This is a genomic window from Bacillus sp. TH50 (genome assembly GCF_016650565.1).
GTDB classification, from domain to species: domain Bacteria; phylum Bacillota; class Bacilli; order Bacillales; family Bacillaceae_G; genus Bacillus_A; species Bacillus_A mycoides.
The window spans coordinates 355,074-380,300 of the sequence record NZ_JAEKFM010000007.1; the positions used below are offsets into that span (position 1 = coordinate 355,074).

25 protein-coding genes are annotated in these 25,227 nt (G+C 35.9%); 18 read left to right on the forward strand and 7 right to left on the reverse strand.

The window, feature by feature from the left end; genetic code table 11:
- Positions 1-19 precede the first annotated feature (19 nt).
- The 3 genes from JFU23_RS18855 to gerKA are packed head-to-tail and all read right to left on the reverse strand — an operon-like array spanning position 20 to position 3,714.
- Entirely contained in the window at positions 20-1,144 is a 1,125-nt protein-coding gene (locus JFU23_RS18855) for a Ger(x)C family spore germination protein (RefSeq protein ID WP_016093346.1), read from the reverse strand.
- Positions 1,125-2,231: a GerAB/ArcD/ProY family transporter gene (locus JFU23_RS18860; RefSeq protein WP_085309077.1), complete on the reverse strand. Its 1,107-nt coding sequence runs from the start codon at positions 2,229-2,231 to the stop codon at positions 1,125-1,127. The genes JFU23_RS18855 and JFU23_RS18860 overlap by 20 nt, the downstream gene beginning before the upstream one ends.
- The gene (gene gerKA / locus JFU23_RS18865; protein ID WP_201032457.1) at positions 2,212-3,714 is read right to left on the reverse strand and encodes a spore germination protein GerKA; all 1,503 of its coding nucleotides are present in this window, start codon (positions 3,712-3,714) and stop codon (positions 2,212-2,214) included. Before gerKA ends, JFU23_RS18860 begins: the two co-directional genes overlap by 20 nt.
- 149 nt (positions 3,715-3,863) lie before the next feature.
- Here gerKA and JFU23_RS18870 point away from each other — a divergent pair, with 149 nt between their 5' ends.
- The 10 genes from JFU23_RS18870 (at position 3,864) to JFU23_RS18915 (ending at position 12,749) form a co-directional block, all read left to right on the forward strand.
- A complete protein-coding gene (locus JFU23_RS18870; protein ID WP_201032458.1) occupies positions 3,864-4,550 on the forward strand; it encodes a CPBP family intramembrane glutamic endopeptidase in 687 nt (228 codons plus the stop codon).
- 29 nt (positions 4,551-4,579) lie between these two features.
- Complete coding sequence (locus JFU23_RS18875) at positions 4,580-5,551, forward strand: phosphotransferase enzyme family protein (RefSeq protein ID WP_201032459.1); 972 nt, start codon at positions 4,580-4,582, stop codon at positions 5,549-5,551.
- Positions 5,552-5,710: 159 nt separating this feature from the next.
- Positions 5,711-7,171: an alanine/glycine:cation symporter family protein gene (locus JFU23_RS18880; protein ID WP_033714570.1), complete on the forward strand. Its 1,461-nt coding sequence runs from the start codon at positions 5,711-5,713 to the stop codon at positions 7,169-7,171.
- A gap of 46 nt (positions 7,172-7,217) precedes the next feature.
- Complete coding sequence (locus JFU23_RS18885; protein WP_307838470.1) at positions 7,218-8,036, forward strand: amino acid ABC transporter ATP-binding protein; 819 nt, start codon at positions 7,218-7,220, stop codon at positions 8,034-8,036.
- 12 nt (positions 8,037-8,048) lie between these two features.
- Positions 8,049-8,879 carry a glutamine ABC transporter substrate-binding protein GlnH gene (gene glnH / locus JFU23_RS18890; RefSeq protein WP_201032461.1) on the forward strand — a complete coding sequence of 277 codons (831 nt, stop codon included), beginning with the start codon at positions 8,049-8,051 and terminating at the stop codon, positions 8,877-8,879.
- 87 nt (positions 8,880-8,966) lie between these two features.
- Positions 8,967-9,623 carry an amino acid ABC transporter permease gene (locus JFU23_RS18895; RefSeq protein WP_002090963.1) on the forward strand — a complete coding sequence of 219 codons (657 nt, stop codon included), beginning with the start codon at positions 8,967-8,969 and terminating at the stop codon, positions 9,621-9,623.
- Entirely contained in the window at positions 9,624-10,268 is a 645-nt protein-coding gene (locus JFU23_RS18900; RefSeq protein WP_002134376.1) for an amino acid ABC transporter permease, read from the forward strand.
- Between the two features lie 204 nt (positions 10,269-10,472).
- On the forward strand, positions 10,473-11,891 hold the full coding sequence (locus JFU23_RS18905; protein ID WP_201032462.1) for an amino acid permease: 1,419 nt from the start codon (positions 10,473-10,475) through the stop codon (positions 11,889-11,891).
- Entirely contained in the window at positions 11,875-12,252 is a 378-nt protein-coding gene (locus JFU23_RS18910; protein ID WP_201032463.1) for an OsmC family protein, read from the forward strand. The genes JFU23_RS18905 and JFU23_RS18910 overlap by 17 nt, the downstream gene beginning before the upstream one ends.
- An 11-nt stretch (positions 12,253-12,263) precedes the next feature.
- Complete coding sequence (locus tag JFU23_RS18915; protein WP_201032464.1) at positions 12,264-12,749, forward strand: HIT family protein; 486 nt, start codon at positions 12,264-12,266, stop codon at positions 12,747-12,749.
- A 21-nt stretch (positions 12,750-12,770) separates the two neighbouring features.
- Here the strand turns inward: JFU23_RS18915 and JFU23_RS18920 are convergent, their stop codons facing one another.
- Positions 12,771-13,754 carry a helix-turn-helix transcriptional regulator gene (locus tag JFU23_RS18920; protein WP_201032465.1) on the reverse strand — a complete coding sequence of 328 codons (984 nt, stop codon included), beginning with the start codon at positions 13,752-13,754 and terminating at the stop codon, positions 12,771-12,773.
- A 65-nt stretch (positions 13,755-13,819) separates the two neighbouring features.
- On the opposite strand from JFU23_RS18920, the gene JFU23_RS18925 reads away from it, so the two are divergent.
- Complete coding sequence (locus tag JFU23_RS18925; RefSeq protein ID WP_016101817.1) at positions 13,820-14,344, forward strand: dihydrofolate reductase family protein; 525 nt, start codon at positions 13,820-13,822, stop codon at positions 14,342-14,344.
- Positions 14,345-14,382: 38 nt separating this feature from the next.
- Here JFU23_RS18925 and JFU23_RS18930 read toward each other — a convergent pair whose 3' ends face one another.
- Both JFU23_RS18930 and JFU23_RS18935 read right to left on the reverse strand, forming a co-directional pair.
- A complete protein-coding gene (locus tag JFU23_RS18930; protein WP_002167094.1) occupies positions 14,383-15,753 on the reverse strand; it encodes a sensor histidine kinase in 1,371 nt (456 codons plus the stop codon).
- Positions 15,754-15,764: 11 nt separating this feature from the next.
- Entirely contained in the window at positions 15,765-16,442 is a 678-nt protein-coding gene (locus JFU23_RS18935; RefSeq protein WP_061689168.1) for a response regulator transcription factor, read from the reverse strand.
- A gap of 174 nt (positions 16,443-16,616) precedes the next feature.
- On the opposite strand from JFU23_RS18935, the gene JFU23_RS18940 reads away from it, so the two are divergent.
- The 4 genes from JFU23_RS18940 (at position 16,617) to JFU23_RS18955 (ending at position 20,288) form a co-directional block, all read left to right on the forward strand.
- Complete coding sequence (locus tag JFU23_RS18940) at positions 16,617-17,864, forward strand: cell wall-binding repeat-containing protein (protein ID WP_201032466.1); 1,248 nt, start codon at positions 16,617-16,619, stop codon at positions 17,862-17,864.
- A 156-nt stretch (positions 17,865-18,020) separates the two neighbouring features.
- The gene (locus tag JFU23_RS18945; RefSeq protein WP_201032467.1) at positions 18,021-19,472 is read left to right on the forward strand and encodes a SulP family inorganic anion transporter; all 1,452 of its coding nucleotides are present in this window, start codon (positions 18,021-18,023) and stop codon (positions 19,470-19,472) included.
- 65 nt (positions 19,473-19,537) lie between these two features.
- The gene (locus JFU23_RS18950) at positions 19,538-19,960 is read left to right on the forward strand and encodes a universal stress protein (RefSeq protein ID WP_002010593.1); all 423 of its coding nucleotides are present in this window, start codon (positions 19,538-19,540) and stop codon (positions 19,958-19,960) included.
- 211 nt (positions 19,961-20,171) lie between these two features.
- Positions 20,172-20,288: a DUF4027 family protein gene (locus tag JFU23_RS18955; protein ID WP_201032468.1), complete on the forward strand. Its 117-nt coding sequence runs from the start codon at positions 20,172-20,174 to the stop codon at positions 20,286-20,288.
- 130 nt (positions 20,289-20,418) lie between these two features.
- Here JFU23_RS18955 and glpT read toward each other — a convergent pair whose 3' ends face one another.
- Positions 20,419-21,768 carry a glycerol-3-phosphate transporter gene (glpT, locus tag JFU23_RS18960; protein ID WP_002063790.1) on the reverse strand — a complete coding sequence of 450 codons (1,350 nt, stop codon included), beginning with the start codon at positions 21,766-21,768 and terminating at the stop codon, positions 20,419-20,421.
- A 271-nt stretch (positions 21,769-22,039) separates the two neighbouring features.
- Between glpT and JFU23_RS18965 the strand changes: the two genes are divergently transcribed.
- The 3 genes from JFU23_RS18965 (at position 22,040) to rbsR (ending at position 25,225) form a co-directional block, all read left to right on the forward strand.
- Positions 22,040-22,507: a MarR family winged helix-turn-helix transcriptional regulator gene (locus tag JFU23_RS18965; protein ID WP_002140385.1), complete on the forward strand. Its 468-nt coding sequence runs from the start codon at positions 22,040-22,042 to the stop codon at positions 22,505-22,507.
- A gap of 19 nt (positions 22,508-22,526) precedes the next feature.
- A complete protein-coding gene (locus JFU23_RS18970; RefSeq protein WP_044444494.1) occupies positions 22,527-24,140 on the forward strand; it encodes an MDR family MFS transporter in 1,614 nt (537 codons plus the stop codon).
- Positions 24,141-24,253: 113 nt separating this feature from the next.
- Positions 24,254-25,225: a ribose operon transcriptional repressor RbsR gene (gene rbsR / locus JFU23_RS18975; protein WP_061673981.1), complete on the forward strand. Its 972-nt coding sequence runs from the start codon at positions 24,254-24,256 to the stop codon at positions 25,223-25,225.
- Positions 25,226-25,227: the final 2 nt, after the last annotated feature.

A 25,227-nucleotide genomic window follows, 5' to 3' on the forward strand; every position in this document is an offset into this window, starting at 1 on the left:
GGCTTGGCATACAACCTTTTTATTTTAAGACGCCGCTATATAAAATCTTTACTTCTACTTCCGGTTTAAATTTTACCTTTGCATAATCTTTATTCCAATTTTTTTTCTTCCATAAATCAGGATGATAAGCGATGAGATGTCTGCCGATTCCGAAAGCATCACAATTTGCTTTTTGGAGTTTGTTTATTATTTTTTTCGCCTCTTTCGTGAGCTGTTTAGACAGTTCTTTATTTAGTTTTTCTCTGTCGTCCATTGTATACAGATTATCTCTCGGAGATTCAATTGCTATAACTTTTAGTTGGAGCTTAATGTGAGCATAAACATTTCCTTTTTTATCTGTTGTTATTTTTAAGTCTCGTTTTAATTTCTGATTGCTCACGTCAATGGTAATGTAGTCAGACGTACTAGATGAATCGCTATTTGTAAGCTTTTGGGTTATGCGAGCGCTCGTTCCCATTTTATCAGTTAGTAATACGAAGAGTACCGATTGTCGTGAAGGTAAAAGCCCAGTTAATTTATCCTTATTAAATAGAGCTATCCCATTGGTTACAACTTCTTTTCCTTTTAGCTTTATAGATGGGAGGGTGAAATCTTTGCCGGGATCTAACATTTTTGTAGCGGCTGTTTCCAAAGTTTCATTTGGAAATATGCTCATGTCCTCTAAGCTTTTAATTTTTTTCTTTAGAAAATCTCCAATTAGTAAATTTCCTACTTTCTTTTTTTCTAGTATTGCAGCCGTTTCACCATCTACTGAAATAAGTTTTACCAGAGCAGTAGGGTTTGTAGGGTCCCGAAAACTAATATCTAAATAAGATAATATCCCCTTTTTTTGAATTTTTGTTCCTAATAGTTGCATACCGTATTTGAAATAGCGAATATTCCCAGTCACATTTTTTTTCAAAGTATCGCTAGTATCTCGTATGTTATGGCCGGTTGCTGAATGTATTTCATTTTCAAATGAAGATTGTTCGCTTCCTGAACTTCTTACAAGTTCGATGGTTTGTTGAAGTTTATTTTCTTCTGTAATATCAAATCCAATACTATAAGCTAATCGAGCCTCCCTTAAAGGTTCTTGATCCCAGCAACCAGAAAGAAGTGAGCTAGCACATAAGATGCTACATAATTTAACTGTTTTTTTGTGCATATGGGGCTCCTTTCTTATTTCTGAATAAGGAATAAAGAAGAAATAAAAAGGGAAGAACGATGATGAAAATATAAGTGAATTTATCAGTGAAATTTGCAATCACTTTTAATTCTTCAGGTGTATCTATAAATAAGGCGACACTAAAAGAGATAAGTCCAACAAGTGGAACAGCTTTTTTATGATTAGCAAGGTTGAATATATTCCTAATTCCTATAGAAGCAGCACAGTAACAACTAGCAATAGAAGCTACGACAGTTATCATCCAAATTGGTATGAATATTAAATCAGTACGGTCTATAATCCCAATATGTAAGGAGCGCAATAAGTAAGCGACTGGCTCTGGAATAAGCTCAATTTGCTTTGGGCTAAATACGATAAAGCAAATCCAAACCGTAAAAGTGTAAAAAAGGGTTACGAATCCATTAGCAATAGAAACTGCTTTCAGCCGTGCCACAGGATTCCCATTTACTTTTGGAAAAGCGATAAGAATAATTTCGAAACCATACATTGCCGTAATTGTTTCTTTCGATGCTTGAATAATATTCCACCATCCAGCCTCTGTAATGGGAAAAATATAAGAAAAATCAGCTCGCGAAAGCCCTAGGGCAATTAAAAGAGCCATTGGTAAAATGAGAATAGAAGCCATAACATAAAATCGTACAATGACTTTAAATGTATTATAAGCTACATAACAACAAGCTATTGTAAATAATATGAGAATTGCGTACCAAGGAGTTGCTTGCAAAACCCATACTTTAATGACATTACAAGCATTTAACATAACAGTCATACCGATCAGGGTAAAATAAAAAACATAAGATAATCCTAATAGTTTTCCTAATTTATTACCAAACATCATACAAACAATTTCATATATATTTGCATTAGGAAATCTTTTTAATAAAAACCACATAAGTAAAATAATAATTTGAATCGCAAGACCAGCTACGAGTATAGAGATCCATCCACCGCCTTTAGCTATTGGGTGAAGACGGTTTGGTAGAGAAAGTATACCAACACCGATTTGGCATTGAATAACGAAAAAGGTCAATTGAACTGGAGAAATTTTACTTTGCGTGTTTGTCACCGTTCTCATCCTCTCTCGTTACATGTTGTCGTTGCATTTTTTTCGGCTTTGAATCATTTGGTCGTTCCCAAAACGACCAAATTGGAAGTCTGACAAAAGCATCTTTCATATCTTTTATATTCATTGGTGCAAGAGGGGAAAGATATGGTGTATGAAAAGAATGAAGCTGACATAAGTGAACGAAAGTTATAATTAAGCCAAATGAAATCCCTACATATCCGAATATAGCAGCAAGGATCATTAACGGAAAACGAAGAATACGAACTGCTGAACTCATGTCGTTGGATGGAACGAGAAAAGACGCAATTGCAGTTAAAGCCACAACGATAATCATTGTGTAAGAAACGAGTCCAGCTTTTACAATTGCATCCCCAATTACTAAACCACCTACAATACCGATTGTTTGTCCAACGCGGCTCGGCAAACGAATACCAGCTTCTCGTAATAATTCGAAAATCAACTCCATTAAGAGAGCTTCAAAAATAGGAGGGAGCGGTACTTTTTCTAATGAAGCTTTAATTGTATAAACGAGTTCAAGTGGCAATACATCAGGATGGAAGGCCACGGTTGCGATATATATAGCTGGTAAGAGAAAGGCGATTAAGAAACTTACTAAGCGAATCATTCGTACGAAAGAACCGACAATCCAGCGGTTATTATAATCATCTGGAGATTGATAAAAGGCAAATAGTGTGACGGGAACGATAAGAGCTGTTGGATCCCCATCTGATAAAATAGCAACTCGTCCCTCCATTAAATTAGCGGCGGTTCTATCTGGGCGCTCTGTATTTAATTGCTGCGGGAATGGTGAGAAAGACGTATCTTCTATAAATTCTTGTATGTAACCTGGTGGCATGAGTGCATCTGTCTTAATCATTTCTAATCTTCTTTTCACTTCTGCAACGAGATCGTCATTAGCTATATTTTGAATATAAGCAATTGCCACTTTCGTGTGCATTTCTTCACCAAGTGTGAAATATTTAACGACGACATTTGGACTTTTTATGAGTTTACGAATAGACGCTAAATTGGTTGCTAAATCTTCTACGAAACCAGTATGTGGTCCGCGTACAATCCCTTCATTATCAGGCTCTGTTATAGCTCTCTTTAAAGATAATGCTGTTTCAAAAATACAAAAGCTTTCGACATGTTCATGGAAATATAAAGATTTACCTTGTAATAAGAGTTGTACACCGTAATTTAAATTCGTTTCTTTTTTCATATTTAATGTAGAAAATGCTTTATCTAAAGATAGATCAGATCGAGTTAATAAGGGTTCAAGAGCTAATTGATGAATTAAATTTGGGTCTGCTAAAGATTCGATATATAAAATTGTTCCTTTTCCGTTTTGAAAAGGGATATCTAATTTTTTTATATCATCTGAATGACAGAGCTTATTTTCAATGTAATTAATATTTTCCAGAAGTGATGGAAACATATGCTTTTGATTCTTACTCTTTTGCTGTTCTTCTTGTTGTGTCATAATTTCCACCTCTTTTAGAATAAAATTCCTTCTGTTAATTTTTGTTGTTTGTGAGAAATTTATGCTTGGATTATTTGGGAAAATTAGCTTGAAAGTTACGTTACGGCATCTTTTATACTTAAGAAAATAGGATATAGGGGATGGTATAGATGACTTTGAGGTATATGTGGGGATGGAAAGAAATCTTATATTTATTTGGATTTGTATTCATTATTGTTCCAGTAACAGTTGAATCTCTTTTTTATGACTATGCTTTAAAAATAATAGGGAACTCATTATATGCTGGAGTATTAATGGGGCTTATAATGGCAGTGATATTTACATTTTTAGTTTATCTTTTTTGCATAAAAAGATATAAACTGTTGTGGAAAGATATTGGAATTCGGAAGCTTTCATGGAAAGATTTATTGTGGACATTTGTAGCGGTTATTTCTTTGATTGTAGTTAGTATTGGTGTATTAATGATAGTGGAGAAACTGGGGATTTCTTTTGAAAATATTAAAACGGAGACGGTCCAAAATGATAAATCAATATATTCGTTTTGCATCGCGGTAATTGGAGCGGCGGTTATATCACCAATCTATGAAGAGATTTTATATAGAGGTGTTTTTTATACATTTTTTCGTGATAGGTATGGTATATGGGGCGGTATGCTTATAAGTTCAATAATATTTACTGTTGTTCATATCCCGACATATAACACATTACCGGTGAATTTTTTAAGCGGAGTAGTATTTGCGTGGTTATATGAGAAAACAAATTCTATTTTATCGGCTATGATTGCCCACGCATTATTCAATTTCATAGCAGTACTTCTCACATTCATGTCGAATTAATTAGAGGGTACATATAGGAGGGAATAAATATGGAAATAGCTGTGGAACGAGTTTTTACACATGAGATTTTAGCAGAAGCTGCAAAGATATTTAATGTGAAAGTAGAAGAAAAGCCACTTGGTGATTTTGAAAATTATATTTTTAAGGCGAAGGGTAAAAATAATGAAGATTACGTATTACGCTTAACCCATTCTTCTCATCGGTCTAAAAAAGAGGTAGAGGCCGAACTAGATTTTTTACGGTATGTTGCAGAGCATGGGGCAAAAGTGGCGGGACCTCGTAATTCAATATCTCAAAACCTTGTAGAAGAAATTGGAGCGGAAGATGGCACTTTCTTTTTCGCGTCTTTATTTACATATGCACAAGGTGAGCAAGTAAAAGGAGAAGAATCGGCTTATTGGGGAGATGCTTTCTTTGAAGCTTGGGGAAAAGCGATTGGACAACTGCATCGCCTCACAATGGATTATCCTAAAACAGACTACCGTGATACGTGGGAAGAGGATGAAAGTAGCATTGTTAGCGGATTAGAAGATGCGAAGGTGAAAGAGATTGCTTCTGTATTAATGGATGAAATAAAGGCTCTTCCAATTGAAAGAGAAACATTCGGTCTTATGCATGGTGATATTCATCCAGGTAACTTTCATTATGATGGTAAAGAGCTAACAGTCTTTGATTTTGATGATGCAGCTTATAATTACTTTATACATGATTTAGCAATGGTTCTCTATTACTCTGTTCTATTTACACCGTGGACATTGGAGAAAAAGACGGAATTTGCTCGTAAACAGTTACAAGTGTTAAGAAAGGGGTACGAATATGAGCACAGGCTGGCGGATAGTTGGTATGAATCGTTACCGTTATTTTTACGGTTACGTGATATAGGCCTATACGGTACGATTCAAAAGAAATTTAAGGGGAAAGATATGCCAGAGGATTTTCAAAAGTTATCAGATGAGTTGTATGAAAGAATTATAAAGCAAGAGGCAATAGTGAATATATAATACAGAGATAAGGGAACAAAGTATATAAAATAAATATATACTTTGTTTTTTTATACAAAAATATGTTTGTTTTATTAAAATAATATTGTTATAGATTCGGTATACACTTATAATTTTATATATATTCTGAATATTCTTTATAAAGAAGGAGGGGGAAAGTTGGAAGCTATCGTAAGTTGGATAAATAATATTGTTTGGAGTCCAGCACTTGTCTATTTATGTTTAGGAGTAGGTCTATATTTTTCCATTCGAACGAGGTTTTTACAAGTAAGACATGTAGGAGAAATGGTGAAACTTACATTTCAAGGGGAAAAATCGGATGCGGGTGTTTCTTCGTTCCAAGCTTTAGCACTTTCATTATCAGGGCGCGTTGGAACAGGAAATATTGCAGGTGTTGCAACGGCTGTTGCATTTGGTGGTCCAGGCGCTGTCTTTTGGATGTGGGCGGTGGCCTTTTTAGGAGCAGGATCGGCTTATGTAGAATCTACATTAGCACAAATATATAAGACGAAACATCAAGGACAATTCCGCGGTGGACCTGCTTATTACATTGAAAAAGGACTAGGTGTTAAATGGTACGCTTTAGTATTCGTTGCAGCGACAATTCTTGCAACAGGAATGCTGCTTCCAGGTGTTCAAGCGAATAGTATTGCTGTAAGTCTAGAAACAGCTTTTGGTATTAATACTTCTGTATCCGGGGCGGTATTAGTAGCGGCATTAGCACTTATTATTTTTGGTGGAGTTAAGCGAATTGTTAACGTAGCGCAAGTTGTAGTACCGTTTATGGCGCTTGGCTATATTTTAGTAGCTTGTGTAATTGTAGCTATGAATATTGAAAAATTACCAGACGCTTTCATGTTAATTTTAAAAAGTGCATTTGCATTAGAAGCAGCTTTTGGCGGGATTATTGGTTTAGCAATTTCTTGGGGTGTAAAACGTGGTATTTATTCAAATGAAGCAGGGCAAGGAACTGGGGCCCATGCGGCGGCAGCTGCTGAAGTATCGCATCCAGCTAAACAAGGGTTAGTACAAGCATTTTCCGTTTACATTGATACATTATTTGTTTGTTCAGCAACAGCATTTATGATGATTATTACAGGCATGTATAACGTATTTGATGCAAGCGGAAAAAACTTTATCGTCAATAAATTAAATGGTGCACAGCCAGGTCCTGGTTATACACAGGCAGCAGTAGAATCTGTTTTCCCTGGATTTGGAAACGGTTTCGTAGCAATTTCTCTACTATTCTTCGCATTTACAACAATTATGGCTTATTACTACATTGCAGAAACGAATATAGCTTACTTAAACCGTGATAAAGACCGCCCTTGGATGTCTATCGTACTAAAGTTTGTATTCTTAGGAGTTGTATTCTACGGTTGTGTAAAAACAGCAGCAACAGCATGGGCTTTAGGAGATATCGGTGTAGGAATTATGGCATGGGTTAACATTATTGCGATTCTATTATTACAAAAACCGGCATTGATCGCATTAAAGGATTATGAAAAGCAGAAAAAAGAAGGAAAAGATCCAGTATTCGATCCGCAGCAGTTAGGAATTAAAAATGCTGATTTCTGGGAGCATGAATATGGGAAAGATAAAAAAGAAGAAGTATCTTAATAGAATAGGAATAAGAGAGCAAAGGGAAATCCCTTTGCTCTTTTTTATGGACAAAATGAAGAGGAAAGTTATTTTTTTGCTTATTTTTGAATATAAAAAGAATGTACATGCTTTGTTAGGGGAAGGAGGGGTTATGTTGATTGAATTTCGTAAAGTTAATAAATATTACGGTGACTTTCAAGTTTTGAAAAATATTAATCTTCAAGTAAAGAAAGGTGAAGTGGTAGTAGTTGTTGGACCATCAGGGTCAGGAAAAAGTACATTACTTCGGTGTATAAATCAATTGGAGGCAATTACCGATGGAGAATTAATTGTACAAAATACAGAAGTACACAATGCGAAAACAAATATGAATGAGTTGCGCCGAAATATTGGGATGGTCTTTCAACACTTTTATTTATACCCGCATAAAACAGTTCTTCAAAATATTACACTAGCACCAATTAAAGTAAATAAAATTTCAAAAGAGGAAGCTGAGAAAACAGCGATGTTTTATTTAGAAAAAGTAGGAATCCCGGAGAAGGCAGGTGTATATCCACATCAATTATCCGGAGGTCAACAGCAAAGGGTGGCGATTGCTAGGGGGCTCGCGATGCAACCGAAAATTATGCTATTTGATGAGCCTACGTCCGCTCTTGATCCAGAGATGATCGGAGAGGTGCTTGATGTTATGAAAGCGCTGGCTAAAGAAGGAATGACGATGGTCGTCGTCACACATGAGATGGGATTTGCACGTGAGGTAGCAGATAGAATTTTATTTATGGATGACGGTCAAATTATCGAAGATACAACACCATCACAATTTTTTGCAAATCCTGAACAAGAAAGAGCACGTCTATTTTTAAGCCGGGTATTAAATCATTAAAGGAGGAATTTCATGCTTAAGATGAAAAAGTTGTTTACCCTAATCGTATTCTCATGTTTATTCGTGTTTATTGTTGCTGGGTGCGGGGGGAAAAAAGACGAGGCGAAAGAAACGAATACGAAGCAAGGCGGAGCTGTTGAGCAAATTAAAAAGCGCGGGAAGTTAGTAGTTGGAGTGAAGAATGATACGAATTTATTTGGATTGAAAAACCCTTCAACAGGGCAAGTAGAAGGATTCGATATTGATATCGCGAAGGCACTTGCGAAAAAAATTCTTGGTGATGAAAAGAAACTAGAGCTGAAAGAAGTAACGTCTAAAACACGTATTCCGATGCTGAAAAATGGTGATATTGATGCAATTATTGCGACAATGACAATTACGGAAGAACGCAAAAAAGAAGTAGATTTCTCAGATGTATATTTTAAAGCAGGGCAATCGTTACTTGTGAAAAAAGGAAGCAATATTAAGAGCATTGATGATATAAAACAAGGCGTTAAAGTATTAGCTGTAAAAGGATCAACATCTACAAATAACATTCGCCAAAAATCACCAGAAGCAACAGTATTAGAGTTTGAGAATTATAGTGAGGCATTTACAGCGTTAAAAGCAGGTAAAGGCGATGTTTTAACTACAGATAATGCGATTCTTTACGGAATGGCAAAACAAGATTCTAATTATGAAGTTGTAGGGAAAATTTTCACGGATGAACCGTATGGAATTGCAGTACAAAAAGGTGCAGACGATTTAACGAAAGAGATTAATAGTTTATTAAAAGATATGAAAGCGAATGGAGCATACGATAAATTGTATGAAAAATGGATTGGTCAAAAACAAGAGAAGTAAAATGAAACTTTATTTCTCGTGATAAATAGTAAGAGTGAGAGGATGAGAGTACTCATCCTCTTCTTGTAAAGAAAGAGGGGAGAATATGTGCCTGATTTTTCTATATTAACGAATAACATTGATATGTATTTAGAAGGATTTAAATATACGGTTATGTCTAGTGTAGTTGCACTAATAGGAAGTTTTGTTTTAGGAATTGTTATGGCAGTGATGCGAATTTCACCTATTCGTATTTTGAATTGGATTGGCTCTGCCTATGTAGAGTTTGTTAGAAATATTCCACTCGTATTAATTGCATTCATTTTCTATTTTGCTTTGCCTGTAATAGGAATTACTTTCAACGGTTTTGTAGCAGGGACAGTTGCGCTTACAGTTTATACAGCGGCCTTTATTGCGGAAGTAATTCGTGCTGGTATTTTATCAGTCGCGAAAGGTCAAATGGAAGCAGCACGTTCTTCAGGATTAACTTATACGCAAGCGATGTATCATGTCGTCTTACCTCAAGCGATGAAAATCGTCATTCCTCCTCTAGGAAATCAATTTCTCAATTTAGTAAAAAACTCTTCAATACTCGGAATTATTGCTGGAACGGATTTAATGTATCAAGGAGACTTAATTTCAACGAAGACGTTCGTTACGTTTGATGTATATATATTTGTCGGGATGTTTTATTTAGTATTAACAATTCCGCTAAGTATGCTAGTGCGTTATTTAGAAAAACGCTTGGCAAAGGAGGCGGTATAAATGGATTTTAAAGGAGCGATAACAGGTGATCATATCCTCTTTTTATTAAAAGGATTACTCATAACGTTAGAGGTAGCGCTCATAGCAATTGTACTTAGCTTTATTATTGGTAGTGTAATAGGAATATTGCGCTATACGAAAATACCTGTCGTCTCACAAATATTAGGCTTTATCGTGGAAGTCATTCGAAATTTACCGCTACTTTTAATTATATTTTTTACGTATTTTGCACTTCCGGAAGCGGGATTGAAGTTAGAAATTATAACAGCTGCAATTGTTGCTTTAACAATATTTGAAGCGGCAATGATATCTGAAATTGTTCGAAGCGGTCTATTATCTATCGAAAAAGGGCAGATTGAGGCTGCAAGGTCTTCTGGATTAACGTATGTGCAAGCGCTTTGGCATATTATTTTGCCGCAAGCATTAAGAAGAATGGTCCCCCCGCTTGTTAGTCAATTTATTTCATTGTTAAAAGATACGTCATTAGCGGTTGTTATATCATTGCCAGAGCTTATGCATAATGCTCAAATTATTAGCGGGCAGAATGTAAATTATATGATTCCGACATTTATACTAGCAGCCTGTATGTATTTTGTTGTAAACTACGGTTTATCAATTTTATCTAGAAGATTAGAAATACGTTAACTCTTACAAAAAAATGTAAGAGTTTTTCCTTATAAATCCTTTTTTTCCTCAAATTAGTATTGTGAGCTCTTAATATTTGAATTTTTATATTGTTTTATCAGAAAAGTTTTAATTTTATATAGAAATTGTAATCGCTTTCGTGTATATTTTTATTATCAGAAAATTTTAAAAAGAGATAGGGGTACTTGTAGGGGGAGGATTAAGATGCAGCAAACAACGAATGAGCAATTACATCGTACGATGAAGAGTAGACATTTATTTATGATCGCACTAGGTGGTGTAATCGGAACTGGTTTTTTTCTAGGTTCAGGTTACACCATTAATCAGGCTGGACCAGGGGGAGCCATCCTTTCATATTTAGTGGGCGGATTTATTATGTATTTAACAATGCTTTGTCTTGGAGAGCTAACGGTAGCAATGCCAGTTTCAGGATCTTTCCAAAAGTATGCAACGAAGTTTATTGGACCAGGAACTGGATTTATGATCGGTTGGCTATACTGGATTGGATGGGCAGTAACAGTAGGATTAGAATTAACATCGATCGGTTTAATGATGAAAAGATGGTTTCCGAATGTTGATGTTTGGGTATGGTGTCTCGTATTCGGAGTTATTTTATATGCTTCAAATGCAATATCAGCGAAGAGTTATGCTGAATTAGAGTTTTGGTTCTCTAGTATTAAAGTAGTTACAATTATTGCATTCATTCTACTTGGTGGTAGCGCATTACTAGGATTCTTACCATACGATGGAAAAGAAGCAGCGCCTCTTTTCTCTAACTTTGTAAGTGATGGTGGGCTATTCCCAAATGGACTAGCTGCAGTGCTTCTTACGATGATTACAGTTAACTTTTCCTTCCAAGGAACAGAGTTAATCGGGATTGCAGCAGGAGAGAGTCAGAATCCTGAAAAAACAATTCCACGTGCGATTCGTAATACAGTATGGCGCATTATGTTATTCTTCATTTTAACAATGACAATTTTAGTAGGGTTAATTTCTTGGAAAGAAGCAGGGATAATTGAAAGCCCATTCGTAGTTGTATTTGATAAAATCGGTATTCCATATGCAGCTGATATTATGAACTTCGTTATTATTACAGCTCTTCTATCTGTAGCGAACTCAGGGTTATATGCAGCAACGCGTATACTATGGTCACTTGCAAATGAAGGAATGGCACCAACTTCTTTCAAGAAAGTAAATAAACGTGGTATTCCGATTACAGCGTTAGTCGTAACAATTGCAGTAGCGGGCCTTTCTTTATTAACAAGCTTCCTTGCAGAAGATACAGTATATATGTACTTATTATCTATAGCTGGTTTATCGGCTGTTTCAAGTTGGATCATTATTGCTTTATCACAACTTCGCTTTAGAAGTCAGTATTTAAAAGGTGGAGGAAAATTAGAGGACTTAAAGTATAGAACACCACTATACCCGCTTGTTCCAATTTTAGCTTTAATTACAAATAGCATCGTTGTTATTAGTTTAGCGTTTATTCCAGAACAAAGAATGGCTTTATATTGTGGTATTCCATTTATCATTTTCTGCTACATATATTATTATATGAGTAAGAAACGGAAGAAACCGATGAAAGTGGAGATGGAAGCAAACTATGAAAATAAAAATTAAGCATGATGATATAGAGGCAGATTTATCGCATGGTCACTTAGCGATTGGGAAAGAAAACGGATATTCACCGTTACAATTACTCGTTTCTTCTATCGCAGGATGTAGTGCAATTGTTTTTCGAACGATTTTAGAAAAGAAACGTATTGCATACGATACGTTTACAATTGAAACTGAAATTGGTAGAAGTGAAGCTTTATCAAAACCAGTTGAAAGTGTTCATTTGCACTATAAAATTAAAGCGCAAAACATTACAGAAGAACAATTAGACAAGGCACTGCAACTTGCGGTGAAAAATTGCACAATTGTTCAATCTGTAAAGGATAGTATAAAAGTTACAGAAACAATTGAATTAGTAAAGTGAAACATAAAAACGTGAGAATAGGGCGCTCACGTTTTTATGTTTTTAATAAAGGGGAAAGTATGATGGAATGTTTAGGTTGTAAATTAGCAAATGAAGAAGAAATTATATATAAAGTGTATGAAGATGATTATGTAACTTGTTTTTTAGACCATGCGCCTTTCTACCCAGGACATACTTTAATTGTGCCAAAGAAGCATGTTTTAGAAGTGGACGAATTAGATGATGTTGTAGCGAAATCGATTATGGATGCTTCTAAGCTTATTGCAAAAGCGATTAGGGCATTATATAAACCAGACGGAATTACAATTTGTCAAAATGGTGGAATCTTTAACGAGCTAACACACTATCATATGCATGTCGTACCAAGATATAAAGAGCGTTCGTTTGCTGAGTTTTATACGGTGCATCCAGGAGAACAGCAGAATCATAACTTTGAAGAGACAAAGAATTTATTAAAAGAAGCAATAGAGAAAATAATACATAGCGAAAAGGCGTAAGAGGAGTTTTTTTACGCCTTTTTAGTCTCCATACATATTTAAAACTTCTTTCGCACGTATACGTAAACCATCTATTAATTCTTTCGGTTCTAAAACTCGTGCATCTTTTCCAAGTCTATAAAATAAAGGGGTAATAAAGTTAATTTCACCTTTATCAATTGTTGAATGTATATAACCTGCCCCGTCTTCGTTTACTACCACGAATTCTTCAAGGTAAGGAACTCTTTTACATTGGCGCACGCCTTCAGTCGTTAATAAAACATGTAACTGGGTAGGAATATGCACTACGTTAGAGCTAGAGGCAAACCATTCTTCTAAATTCATGAACGTATCTTTATTTTCTTCTGTTGATAATATAGAAAGAATACGATCAACGCGATACAGTAATATTTTTTTGCTGCTGAAGTCATAGGATGGTAAGTACCATAGCCCATCATGAGCATATACACCGATAGGATGAACATATTTTATTTTTATCCCTGATTTAGATTCGTATTGAAAGTGTAAATTTTTATTTTCAATAGCGGCAGTTAACACTTCGTTTAATAGAGTTGTATCAATTGTTCTTTTCGGATTCCAAAAAGCGATATAAGAACGTATTTTATCAACTTTAGCTTTCGCATCATTTTGTAGAGAGCTATACAGTTTATGAGTAACAGAATTGATTTCTGTATTAAAAGGCAAGTTACGATAGTAGCTTAAAGATTGGAAAGCAAAAAAGATGGAGACCGCTTCTTCTTCGGTAAATAAAATGGGGGAAAGCATGCTGCTTGTTAATACTTTATATCCCCCGTTGCGACCTTGTTCAGCGTAAATGGGTAACCCCATATCACTTAAATCTAAAATGTATCTATGGACAGTACGAACGGAAATATTAAATTCATCAGCTATTTCTTGAGCTGTAAATGTTTTTTTCGTAGAAGCAAATATAAGAATGTCTAGTAAACGTTTTGCTTTTGACAAGGATATCACCTTTTTCTTTTTTAACATGACATAAGTTGTCATGTTTTATGGTTAGTATAGTGCTTATAAGATGATTTTATCAATAGAAGCTGTAAGGAGGAAAAGATATGTCACGTGAAATTGTTTTATTTATTGCAGCGAGCTTAGATGGATTTATCGCGAAAGAAGATGATGATTTAGAGTGGTTAATGGAAACAGAAGGTGAGGGAGACAACGGTTATACAGAAATGTACGAAACAATTGATACGATAATTATGGGAAAGAGAACGTACGATTATGTGGTAGAGCATACGGAAACATTCCCGTACCTAGATAAAAAATGTTATGTTTTTTCTAATTCAGAAAAAGGTTCAAACGAACATGTAGAGTTTGTAAATGAAGATGTATTAGAGTTTACAAAAAGGTTGAAAGAGCAGGAAGGATCTAAAATATGGATGGTCGGTGGAGGGAGTCTACTGAGAGAGTTCTTTAAGAATAATTTAATTGATGAATATGTTGTTACGATTACACCTCACATATTAGGTTCTGGAGTTCCGTTATTTAAAGAAAAGAACCCGGAAATTCATTTAACTTTAACGGATACGAAACGTTTTGGCCAATTCGTAAATTTATATTATAAAGTAAAGTCCTAAAGGATAAGAAAACACGACTATTGATGATAGTCGTGTTTCTATATAGATGGCAATGAAATTGTAAAGCAAGATCCGTGATCAATTTCACTTGTGACAGTAATATTCCCGCCGTGTAGTTCTACGATTTCTTTTACGATGGAGAGCCCTAAACCAGTGCCTCCTGTAGCTCTAGAGCGCGCTTTATCAACACGGTAAAAGCGGTCGAAAATGTGAGGGAGGTCTTCAGGGGGAATACCTTCTCCCTTGTCCTTAATTTTGATGGAAATATGTTTATGTTCTTCTGTAACAGAAATATTAATATGAGAATGTTCTTTTGAATGTCTATACGCGTTATTTAAAATGTTAGCCATAACTTGTTCAAAGCGTTGCTCATCTAGCTTTACTAAGAGTGAGGAAGGACATGTGAAAACAACTTTAATTTGTTTTTCTCCGTACATCACATTTATTTTTTCAGTGATGCGAGTAAGGAAGGTGTGTAAATGCACTTCCTGTACTTGAATGAAAAAGTTATGCTTTTCCATTTGAGCGAGTGAAAATAAATCTTGAACTAAGTTTGTAATATAATCAGACTCGTCTTTTATAATGGATAAGTATCGTAGACGTTGCTCTGGGGGTGTGTTTTCTTTTAATGCAATGTCAGCATAACCTCTTACGTACGTTAATGGTGTTCGTAATTCGTGAGCAACACTTGCTAGAAATTCACTTCGCTCTGTTTTCATGTAATGTAAATCATTTGCGAGAGTTTGGATAGATTGTGCTAGTTCACCAATTTCGTCATTTCGAGTAGTTGTTAATGAAACGGATAAATCGCCCTTACTCATTTTTTCAGTCGCTTGTTTCATGTGTAACAATGGTTTTGTTAACAAACGTGATAATAGAAAAATGGTGATGGCTGTTAATAGGAAAGTAATGACTCCAGCGATAATGAATTGCCGTGTGAGCCCGTTAACCATTTCTTCGATTGATTCCGTCCCGAGAAACATATATACATAGCCTTCCGTTTTTCCTGCCACTACAATTGGGCTAACTGTACATATATAATTAGATGTTTTCCAATGATTCTCTATAATTGCTCCATCATGATCTGTTCGTGTTTGCATTCCTTCAATATGTTTTTTTATAGTAGTATTTATTTCATTGGATTTAGCTAGTATTTCCTTATTTGCATTTGTAATAATAACAGTTGTTTCAGCTTCGGATTCCATTAAAGCAACATGGGAGATTGTTTGCCTGTCAAAATATTTTTCAAGGACATCTCGGTGACTATTTCCACGCTTTAATAAAGCAGTCATTTCTTCATTTACTCTATTGTTTACAAGGCTATAATAGAGCAAGACAAATAGAACACTTTCGATTAAAAGTGTAACAATTAGAAAATAAAATCCGAGTTGAATAGAAATTCGCTTCATCGTTTTGCTCCTTAGTTTTCAATATCAATCCATCGATATCCTACTCCGTAAACAGTTTTTAAATGGTGATCAATGGGGAAATTTACTTTTCGTAATTTATCACGTAAATTACGAATATGTGAATCGACTGTTCTATCTTCTGTATTTGTATTTAATCCCCAAATTCGTTCAATGAGCTGATCACGGCTTAATACGTAGTTCACATGACGTAAAAATAATCCGAGTAAAGAGAATTCGATTGGGGTGAGAAGAAGTTCTTCATTATGGACAGAAATGAAATGCTTGGCCTCATCCCATAAAATGCCGTGATATTGGATTTGTGCATGTTGATTGGTTCGGCGTAAAACAGCTTCAATTCTTGCGAAGAGCTCCTCTTCGTGGAATGGTTTCGTCACGTAATCATCTGCTCCAATTTTTAACCCTTGAACGACATCTACCGTCTGATCACGAGCAGTTACCATAATGATAGGAACGTTACTAAATGATCGAATTCTTTTGCAAGTTTCCCACCCGTCCATCTTTGGCATCATAATATCGAGTAAAACAAATTTGAAGTTTCGATTTTCTATATGTGAAATAGCTTCTTCTCCGGATGCTGCACATACGCAGTTATATCCGATTGGAGTAAGATAAAGCGTTAATAATTCAAGCATTCTCGGTTCATCATCTACGAGTAGTATATCGATCATAGAGTACCTCCGCATTTGTAGTTATTACTTAAATTGTAAGGCAAAATCATGAAGAAATGGTGCAGATTATAATGCATCTGCATAATTTCTTCAGAATTGCTTGTTATTGTAAAGTTGAAATTCCATTTTAGGTAATAATATTGGCTCGAAAACGAATAATACGGAGGCGATATAGTGAAAAAGATGACCCGAATTTTGGGGATAACAATAATTGCAGCAGTCGGTCTTGCGGCATGCGGACAAACGAGTACAGATCATAAAAATCATGAATCTACAGAAGAGAAGAAAACAGAGCAAAAGGAAATGAAAATGAATCAGGAGGTAACTGCGCCGAAAGAAATGAATCAAGGTGCATCGAATGATTTATTAACGACAAGTTTAAAAAATGTAACGAGATTAAATACAAATGATCCTCTGCAAATGGCAGTATTAACTTCGCAAACGATATGGCCAGCAACGCATAAAGAGAATCAGCCAGGCGCTATTATTTTAGTGCCAGTAAGCGAGTGGCAATTAGGTATTGCAAGTGCGGATCTTATTCATCATCCGAATAACGGACCGATTTTATTTATAGAAAAAGAAAAGGTACCCGAAATGACGTTAAAAGAAATAAAACGATTAAATCCGCTCGGAACGAAAGATGGAACGCAAATTATGGTGATGGGGGATATAGGGGCATCTAGCCTAGAGCAATTAAAAGAATATAAAGTAAAGCAAATAAAAGAAACGGATCCAGCTAAATTTGCTAAAGAGGTTGATAAAGAATATGCCGATATAACAGGAAATTATCCAAATAGCGTTATTATCGGTTCGTCTGAAGAAGAAGGACGTTTATATACAACACCAGCTGTAAATTGGATTTCTCATATGCCAGAACCTCTTCTATATACTGAAAAAAATAAAGTGCCAGAAGCGACAATAGAGGCATTAAAGACGAGAAAAGATAAAGCGAATATATATGTGTTAGGACCAGAAAAAATCGTTTCGAAAGAAGTAGAAAAAGAGTTAAGTAAATACGGGAAAGTAACGCGTATTAGTGGGGAGACTCCAACAGAAAATTCGGTTGCATTTGCGAAATTTAAAGATGAAAAAACGAAATTTGGCTGGGGATTCACAAAACCAGGTCACGGTTTGTCATTTGTTTCAAGCAAAACACCAGACTTAGCAATTGCGGGAGCACCGTTTTCACATATGGGTAAACATGCCCCTGTTGTTTTGCTTGAGGAAGGAAAAGCTTCACAACCAGTTTATGACTTCCTTGCTACTATTCAGCCGAAGTTTAAAGATGATCCAACACTTGGACCGTATAACCATGGTTTCCTATTAGGAAGTAGTAGTGATGTTTCATTTGAAACACAAGGTATATTGGATGAGAGGTTAGAAATTGTTCAGGAAAGTGGTCAAGGTCACGGTGGACATTAATGAAATGAGAAAAGACGCTGCTAAGGTAGCGTCTTTTCTTTAGGAAACTTTTACATAGCACAACATCCTTTGCTCGTTATATAATAGCCTTCGTGCAGTCGGCCTTGATTTTCTTATGGAGAAAATCAAATGATAAAAGAGTGGAGGAGTGTTACTTTGTTTCAAACTATAAAAAATGAATGGTTCTCAAATATGAGAGGGGACGTGCTATCGGGGATTGTTGTTGCTTTAGCATTAATTCCTGAAGCGATAGCTTTTTCTGTTATTGCAGGTGTAGATCCGACGGTTGGATTGTACGCGGCCTTTTGTATTGCGGTTACAATTTCGTTTGTCGGCGGAAGACCAGGGATGATCTCGGCGGCAACGGGTGCGATGGCATTATTAATGGTCACTCTTGTGAAGGATCACGGTTTGCAATATTTATTTGCTGTGACAATAGTAACAGGTATTGTTCAAATTATTTTTGGAGTGTTCAAGCTGAGCTCATTTATGAAGTTTGTTCCTAAATCCGTTATGAGTGGTTTTTTAAATTCACTTGGAATTTTAGTTTTTACAGCGCAATTGCCGCATTTTAAAAATGCAACTTGGCAAATGTATGCACTTGTCGCATTAGGACTTGCAATTATATATTTATGTCCACGTATTACGACGGCTGTTCCGTCTACACTTATTTCAATTATTATTGTGACAAGCATTGCACTTATGAGCGGATTACAGTTAAAAACAGTAGGGGATATGGGAAGCTTACCGAAAGAATTACCGTTCTTTAGTATTCCTGATGTTCCATTTACACTTGAGACATTAGCAATTATTTTACCGTATTCAGTTATGCTAGCGGTTATAGGTTTACTAGAGTCATTATTAACGGCGTCGGTTTTAGACGATATGACACATACGGAAAGTAATAAGCATAAAGAGGCACGTGGACAAGGGATTGCGAACGTTGTTGCTGGGTTTTTCGGAGGAATGGCAGGATGTGCAATGATTGGACAATCTGTTATTAATATTAAATCAGGTGGTCGAGGGAGATTATCGACGCTTGTAGCCGGTGGTTTTTTAATCGTATTGCTATTTGTTTTAGGTGATTACGTTGTTCATATTCCGATGGCAGCTTTAGTTGCAGTTATGATTATGGTTTCGATTGGGACGTTTGATTGGAACTCTGTAGCGATGATTCATAAAGTACCAAAAGGAAACGCATTTGTTATGATCGTAACAGTTGTGATTGTCCTAATTACACATAATTTAGGATTAGGTGTAATTATCGGAACGATAATTAGTGCAGTTTTATTTGCATTCAATATGGCAAAGATTCACGTGAAACATTTGTATATTGAAAATAAGAAAATATACGAAATTCACGGCCAACTATTCTTCGCATCTACGGCAGAGTATATAAATGCTTTTTCATACAATGAAGATGTGAAAGAAATTGAGATGAACTTTACTAACGCACACGTATGGGATGATTCAGCAGTAGCGGCAATTGATAAAGTTATCATGAAATATGAACAGAACGGTGTGAAAGTAAGGATCACAGGGTTAAATGAACGTAGCTCGAAGCTCGTTGCGAATTTAGCTACTTATAATAAGAGAATTGCTAGTTAGAAGCCTCCTTTTTAGGGGGCTTTATTATATAATACGGGTAGGATAACGAAAAGGGGATTCAGCATATGTACAAACAAATTTTATTAGCATGCGATGGTTCTGAACATGCACTTCGAGCAGCCGAGCATGCAACATATATTGCGAAATTTAACGAAGAAACACATGTTGAAGTTGTGTACGTAGTAGATAATAGAACGGCAAAGTCAGATATTATACAAGGACAAACGGATTTAGAAACAATATCAGCTAGTCGAAAAGATAAATTAAAAGAGATTGAGGGTTTATTAAAGAAAGAGAACATTTCCTACAAAATTACGATTCTACATGGCGATCCAGGAGATACGATTGTTCAATATGTAAATACAGGAGATATAGATCTTATTATTGCTGGGAGTAGAGGGCTAAATACACTGCAAGAGATGGTGCTTGGTAGTGTAAGTCATAAAATAGCAAAGCGTGTGAAATGCCCGGTTATGATTATAAAATAAAGTGAGATATTCTGTAGTGTAAGCAGGACCTTGATATAATTCGAGGTCTTTTTTGATGTATTAAGAGGGAGAATGTGGACAGAATATATATAAGTTTAAAAAAATGTTAACTTACAAATTTGTAAGTTAGCTGTCAGCGAAATCGATGTTATGAAATTTTTCCCATTGATACAATAAGAATATCAAAGGGGATATAGGGAGGATGGAAGGTATGAAATCATTTCAAAATTTATCTTATAGCCAAGGGGTAAGTTTAATTTGTTTAGGTGGATTTACTGGATCTGTTATGTTAGCTGTTTTAATAAAGATGTTTCAGCAAATGTTTTAATCGTATGAATAGAAGGGAAATGATTAATATAAATAGCAAGAGAAGAACGATAAATAAAAAATAGCTCTTAGCATGTAAGTAAATGCTGAGAGCTATTTTTATGTTTATTTTTCTACACATTATATTTTGTTTAAACTTCTTTTGATTTAGCAGATCCTGTATTTAAAGTAAGAGCAAGGAAGAACATTGCAAGCACACAAGAAGCAAGGAGCAAAATGAATCCGCCGTCCCATCCGAATCCATCTACAATAAAGCCCATAGCTGCGCTAGCAAAAGTAGCTCCCCCTAGGTAACCGAAGAACCCAGTTAACCCAGCGGCAGTTCCAGCAGCTTTTTTGGGTGCTAAGTCAAGCGCGTGAAGACCAATTAGCATAACAGGTCCGTAAATTAAAAATCCAATGGAAACAAGTGCGATACTATCAATGATTGGATGCCCAGCAGGATTTAGCCAGTAAACAAGAACGGCAATGAATACACCGACCATAAATAGAATGCCAGCAGGTGCGCGGCGCCCTTTAAATAGTTTATCACTCATCCATCCGCAAAGAAGTGTACCTGGAATACCAGCCCATTCGTATAGAGCATAAGCTGTACGTGAGCTACTGTGAGTAAAGCTTTTTTCTTCTACTAAATAAGTAGGAGCCCAGTCTACAACGCCGTAACGAACGAAATAAACAAAGACGTTAGCGATAGCGATGTACCATAAAAACTTATTGTTTAATATGTATGTAAATAAAATTTCCTTTACCGAAAGTTCGCGTTCACGGTCCGCTACTTTTTCATCTGATGGATATTCCCCAGTATGTTCTTCAATAGAAGGTAACCCGCAAGATTGAGGTGTATCTCTCATCGTAATTAATACATAAATCCCCACCAAAATTGAAAGAATACCTGGGAAGTAAAATATACTTTTCCAGTCATTTGCAAAGAAATATAAGCCTAATGTAACGAGAGAAGGCATAAGCGCGCCGCCGACATTATGAGCGACGTTCCAAATAGACATTTTTGTACCACGTTCACTAACGGAGAACCAGTGAACCATCGTACGACCACAAGGAGGCCATCCCATACCTTGTACCCATCCATTTAAAAACTGAAGTACAAACATAAGTATAATGCTCGTTGTAATGAAAGAAAATGAGCCGAAAATAATATTAATGATACCGGATAAAAATAGCCCAGCTGCTAAAAAGTAGCGAGGATTACAACGATCGGATACGATACCCATAAGAAATTTACTTAATCCGTAAGCGATAGATACTGCTGAAAGGATAACCCCAAGTTCCCCTTTACTAAAGCCTTGTTCGATTAAGTATGGCATTGCGAGTGAAAAGTTTTTTCGAACAAAGTAGTAACCCGCATAACCGATGAAGATGCCTAAGAATACTTGCAAACGCAATTTGCGGTATTCGCTATCAGTGCGATCAGCTGGTAAGCGTTCTGCGTGGGGCGCAGGTTTAAATAATTGTGTGAAAAACATAAAATGAAAATCCTCCCCTAATTAATTGGAAGCGTTTTAAGACAGAGAGAATACAAAAAGGCTATGAAATATAAAAAAGTTCCCTTTTTTATGATTCATAGCCATATACTCCGATTCTCCGTGACTGTCAATATTAACTTCGACGAAAATTATACAACTTTGTGACAAGAATGTAAACGTTTTTATAAAGAAAGTTGTTGACGTATTTTGTTTGTGGGATTAATATTTAAATACGTTAAATATTTTATTGCTTAAATAAGAGGTGGATAACATGCCAAATGATATGACTCATATTGATAAGATTCAAGCTCTTACATTCGCTATAGGAAAGAAAATGCAAACAGAGCTATTAGAACAAATGCAAGCATCAGGACTTACACCACCGCAGTTTTATATTTTAAAGATTTTAGATCATTACGGAGCTTCAAGAGCGACACAATTGGCGGAGAAAATGTACGTGAAACCGAGCGCGATTACAGTAATGACTGATCGTTTAATTGATCATGGGTTAGTAGAGCGCTATCACGACGATAATGATCGCCGCGTTGTTGTCATTGAGCTAACGAAGAAGGGGAAAACTACAGTAGAAGAAGCGATGGCGGCTCGTAATGAGCATATTGCAAAATACTTCTCACACTTAGAATTACAAGAGAGGGAAGATTTGTTGCGCCTCTTTGAAAAGCTAGAAACAATTATTTGCGGGAAACCAGAGAAAAAAGAGAAAAAAGAGAAAAACTAAGAGGAATTGAGGAGATTACATGGAGCAACAAGAAAATCAGAATAGAAAGTTGTTGTTAATCGGTTTAGTAATCGCGATGCTATTTGCTGCATTGGACGGAACAATCGTTGGTACAGCAATGCCGCGTATCGTCGGTGAACTAGGTGGATTAAGTTTAATGACATGGTTAACAACAGCTTACATGTTAACATCAACAACGGTTGTACCGATTGCAGGTAAATTAGCGGATTTACTTGGGCGTCGTAACGTATATATAGCAGGATTAATTATCTTTATGGTTGGTTCAGCGTTATGTGGTATGGCAAACGGTATGACAGAATTAATTATTTTCCGTGGTATTCAAGGTCTTGGTGGCGGTATTATGATGCCAATGGCTATGATTATTATCGGAGATATGTTCACGGGAAAAGAACGTGCTAAATGGCAAGGTATTTTTGGCGCTCTATACGGTCTTGCTTCTGTAATTGGACCACAAGTTGGTGGTTGGATTGTAGACGCAGTGAACTGGAGATGGGTATTCTATATTAACTTACCAGTTGGTATTTTAGCGACAATCTTCATTGCAATGGGATTAAAAGCACATAAACAAACAGGACCAATTAAAATTGATATCGCTGGAATCTTCACGATGATTCTCGGTGTTGTAAGTTTATTACTTGCGTTAACGTTTGGCGGGAAAGATTATGCATGGGGTTCTTGGCAAATTATCGGGTTATTTGCACTAGCTGCCATTGGTATTGTTAGCTTTGTTATCGTTGAAACGAAGGCTGAAGAACCAATTTTACCGATGCACTTCTTTAAAAACCGCACATTTACACTACTGAATGCGATCGGTTTCTTTATGAGTATCGGAATGTTTGGAGCAATTATGTTCGTACCGTTCTTTATGCAAGGAATTGTAGGCGTAAGTGCTGCTGAATCAGGAACGATTATGACACCGATGATGATTACAATGATCGTTATGAGTATTATTGGTGGTCAGCTTGTATTAAAAATTGGTGTGAAACCACAAATTATTACAGGGATGCTTATTATGGCTAGTGGTTTCTGGTTATTAACAACGATGGATATGCACACAACTAAGCTTACCGCTACTTCTTATATGATGGTTATCGGTTTAGGAATGGGTCTTGTTATGCCGATATTAACATTAGCATTACAAGAAAGCTTCCCGAAAAAAGATCTTGGCGTTGTAACATCATCAAGTCAATTCTTCCGTCAAATCGGTGGAACGTTTGGGATTACAATTTTAGGATCAATTATGAATAACACTTCAGGCACAACGTTAACAAATAAATTAGTACCTGTATTAGACACATTCCCAAAAGAAGCGGGACAAATGGTAACAAAATTTAAAGATATGATTCATACAGATCCACAAAGTTTATATTCTATGCTATTTAGTCCAGAGGCATTAAAACAAATGCCAGAAGCATTTTCTAATAGCATCGTACCAATTTTGAAAAGCTCTTTAGTGGACTCACTTCATACTGTATTCTTAACAGGATTGGTATTTATCGTAGTAGGTGCTATCTTTACGATTTTCTTACAGAAAATTAAACTGTCTGATCGTAAAAAAGATGCTGAAGAGCCTGCTGTAGAAGAAAAGGAAAAAACTGTATCATATTCGTAATAAAAAAGCATCGCCTTATGGCGATGCTTTTTAGTTAGAAATGATTGACGTATTTTTATAAATGCGTTATATTATTTTCTGTAAACGGTTACATGAAATGAGGAGAAAAGAGAATGAGTACGATTAAAGACGTTGCAAAATTAGCAGGGGTATCTGTTGCGACCGTTTCCAGAGTGTTAAATAAAAATGGATATGTCCATGAGGATACATTAAAGAAAGTAGAGCGAGCAATTGAAATGCTAGATTATAAGCCTAGTACAGTAGCGCGTTCTTTATATAATAAAAAGTCTCGTTTAATTGGCTTAGTTGTTCCAAATATCGTGAATCCATTCTTTCCGGAAGTTGCACGTGCTGTAGAAGATGTAGCACATAAGCAAGGCTACACAGTTGTACTTTGTAACTCTGATGAAAATTTAGAAAAAGAGAAGCAATACATTGATGTGCTTAGACAAAATAATGTGGACGGATTTATTGTAGCAACGAATCCACAAAATAGTGTTAATTACATGAATTTGTCTATTCCAGTTGTTGCGATTGACCGTATGTTTAATGAGCGCATTCCTACTGTATATGCAGATAACTATGCAGGGAGCCAGGCGGCGACAAAGTTATTAATAGACAAAGGGTGTAAACATATTGCACATATTCGTGGACCGCGTGATGTGAGCACAGCTAATGAACGTTTTGAAGGTTTTGTAGACGTTATTACGCAAAATAATCTTTCTTATATGATTGCAGAGAGTACATTCGATCCAGCTAATAGTGAACGGGTAGCGGTGGAATTATTAGAAGAATATCCGCATATTGATGGAATTGTTGCTGGGAATGATTTAATTGCAATTGGTATTGTAAAGGCTGCACTTCAAAAGGGAATTTCTATTCCAAACGATTTACAAATTATTGGATTCGATGGGATTTCTTTAACTGAAATGATGTATCCATCTATTACGACTGTTGCACAGCCAATTTATGAAATGGGGAAAATTGCAACAGAATTGTTGTTAGAGCAGATGGAAGGAAATCCATTAGAAGAGAAACACTATCGTTTACCGATTGAAATTATAGAACGAAATACAACGAAGTAAGG

What these genes read in the sequence shown, in the direction of transcription:
- JFU23_RS18855 (WP_016093346.1), bottom strand. Translation starts at nt 1,144, where the DNA reads ATGCACAAAAAAACAGTTAAATTATGTAGCATCTTATGTGCTAGCTCA.
- gerKA (WP_201032457.1), bottom strand. Translation starts at nt 3,714, where the DNA reads ATGACACAACAAGAAGAACAGCAAAAGAGTAAGAATCAAAAGCATATG.
- JFU23_RS18870 (WP_201032458.1), top strand. Translation starts at nt 3,864, where the DNA reads ATGACTTTGAGGTATATGTGGGGATGGAAAGAAATCTTATATTTATTT.
- JFU23_RS18875 (WP_201032459.1), top strand. Translation starts at nt 4,580, where the DNA reads ATGGAAATAGCTGTGGAACGAGTTTTTACACATGAGATTTTAGCAGAA.
- JFU23_RS18885 (WP_307838470.1), top strand. Translation starts at nt 7,218, where the DNA reads ATGGACAAAATGAAGAGGAAAGTTATTTTTTTGCTTATTTTTGAATAT.
- glnH (WP_201032461.1), top strand. Translation starts at nt 8,049, where the DNA reads ATGCTTAAGATGAAAAAGTTGTTTACCCTAATCGTATTCTCATGTTTA.
- JFU23_RS18900 (WP_002134376.1), top strand. Translation starts at nt 9,624, where the DNA reads ATGGATTTTAAAGGAGCGATAACAGGTGATCATATCCTCTTTTTATTA.
- JFU23_RS18905 (WP_201032462.1), top strand. Translation starts at nt 10,473, where the DNA reads ATGCAGCAAACAACGAATGAGCAATTACATCGTACGATGAAGAGTAGA.
- JFU23_RS18910 (WP_201032463.1), top strand. Translation starts at nt 11,875, where the DNA reads ATGAAAATAAAAATTAAGCATGATGATATAGAGGCAGATTTATCGCAT.
- JFU23_RS18920 (WP_201032465.1), bottom strand. Translation starts at nt 13,754, where the DNA reads ATGACAACTTATGTCATGTTAAAAAAGAAAAAGGTGATATCCTTGTCA.
- JFU23_RS18925 (WP_016101817.1), top strand. Translation starts at nt 13,820, where the DNA reads ATGTCACGTGAAATTGTTTTATTTATTGCAGCGAGCTTAGATGGATTT.
- JFU23_RS18930 (WP_002167094.1), bottom strand. Translation starts at nt 15,753, where the DNA reads ATGAAGCGAATTTCTATTCAACTCGGATTTTATTTTCTAATTGTTACA.
- JFU23_RS18935 (WP_061689168.1), bottom strand. Translation starts at nt 16,442, where the DNA reads ATGATCGATATACTACTCGTAGATGATGAACCGAGAATGCTTGAATTA.
- JFU23_RS18950 (WP_002010593.1), top strand. Translation starts at nt 19,538, where the DNA reads ATGTACAAACAAATTTTATTAGCATGCGATGGTTCTGAACATGCACTT.
- JFU23_RS18955 (WP_201032468.1), top strand. Translation starts at nt 20,172, where the DNA reads ATGAAATCATTTCAAAATTTATCTTATAGCCAAGGGGTAAGTTTAATT.
- glpT (WP_002063790.1), bottom strand. Translation starts at nt 21,768, where the DNA reads ATGTTTTTCACACAATTATTTAAACCTGCGCCCCACGCAGAACGCTTA.
- JFU23_RS18965 (WP_002140385.1), top strand. Translation starts at nt 22,040, where the DNA reads ATGCCAAATGATATGACTCATATTGATAAGATTCAAGCTCTTACATTC.
- JFU23_RS18970 (WP_044444494.1), top strand. Translation starts at nt 22,527, where the DNA reads ATGGAGCAACAAGAAAATCAGAATAGAAAGTTGTTGTTAATCGGTTTA.
- rbsR (WP_061673981.1), top strand. Translation starts at nt 24,254, where the DNA reads ATGAGTACGATTAAAGACGTTGCAAAATTAGCAGGGGTATCTGTTGCG.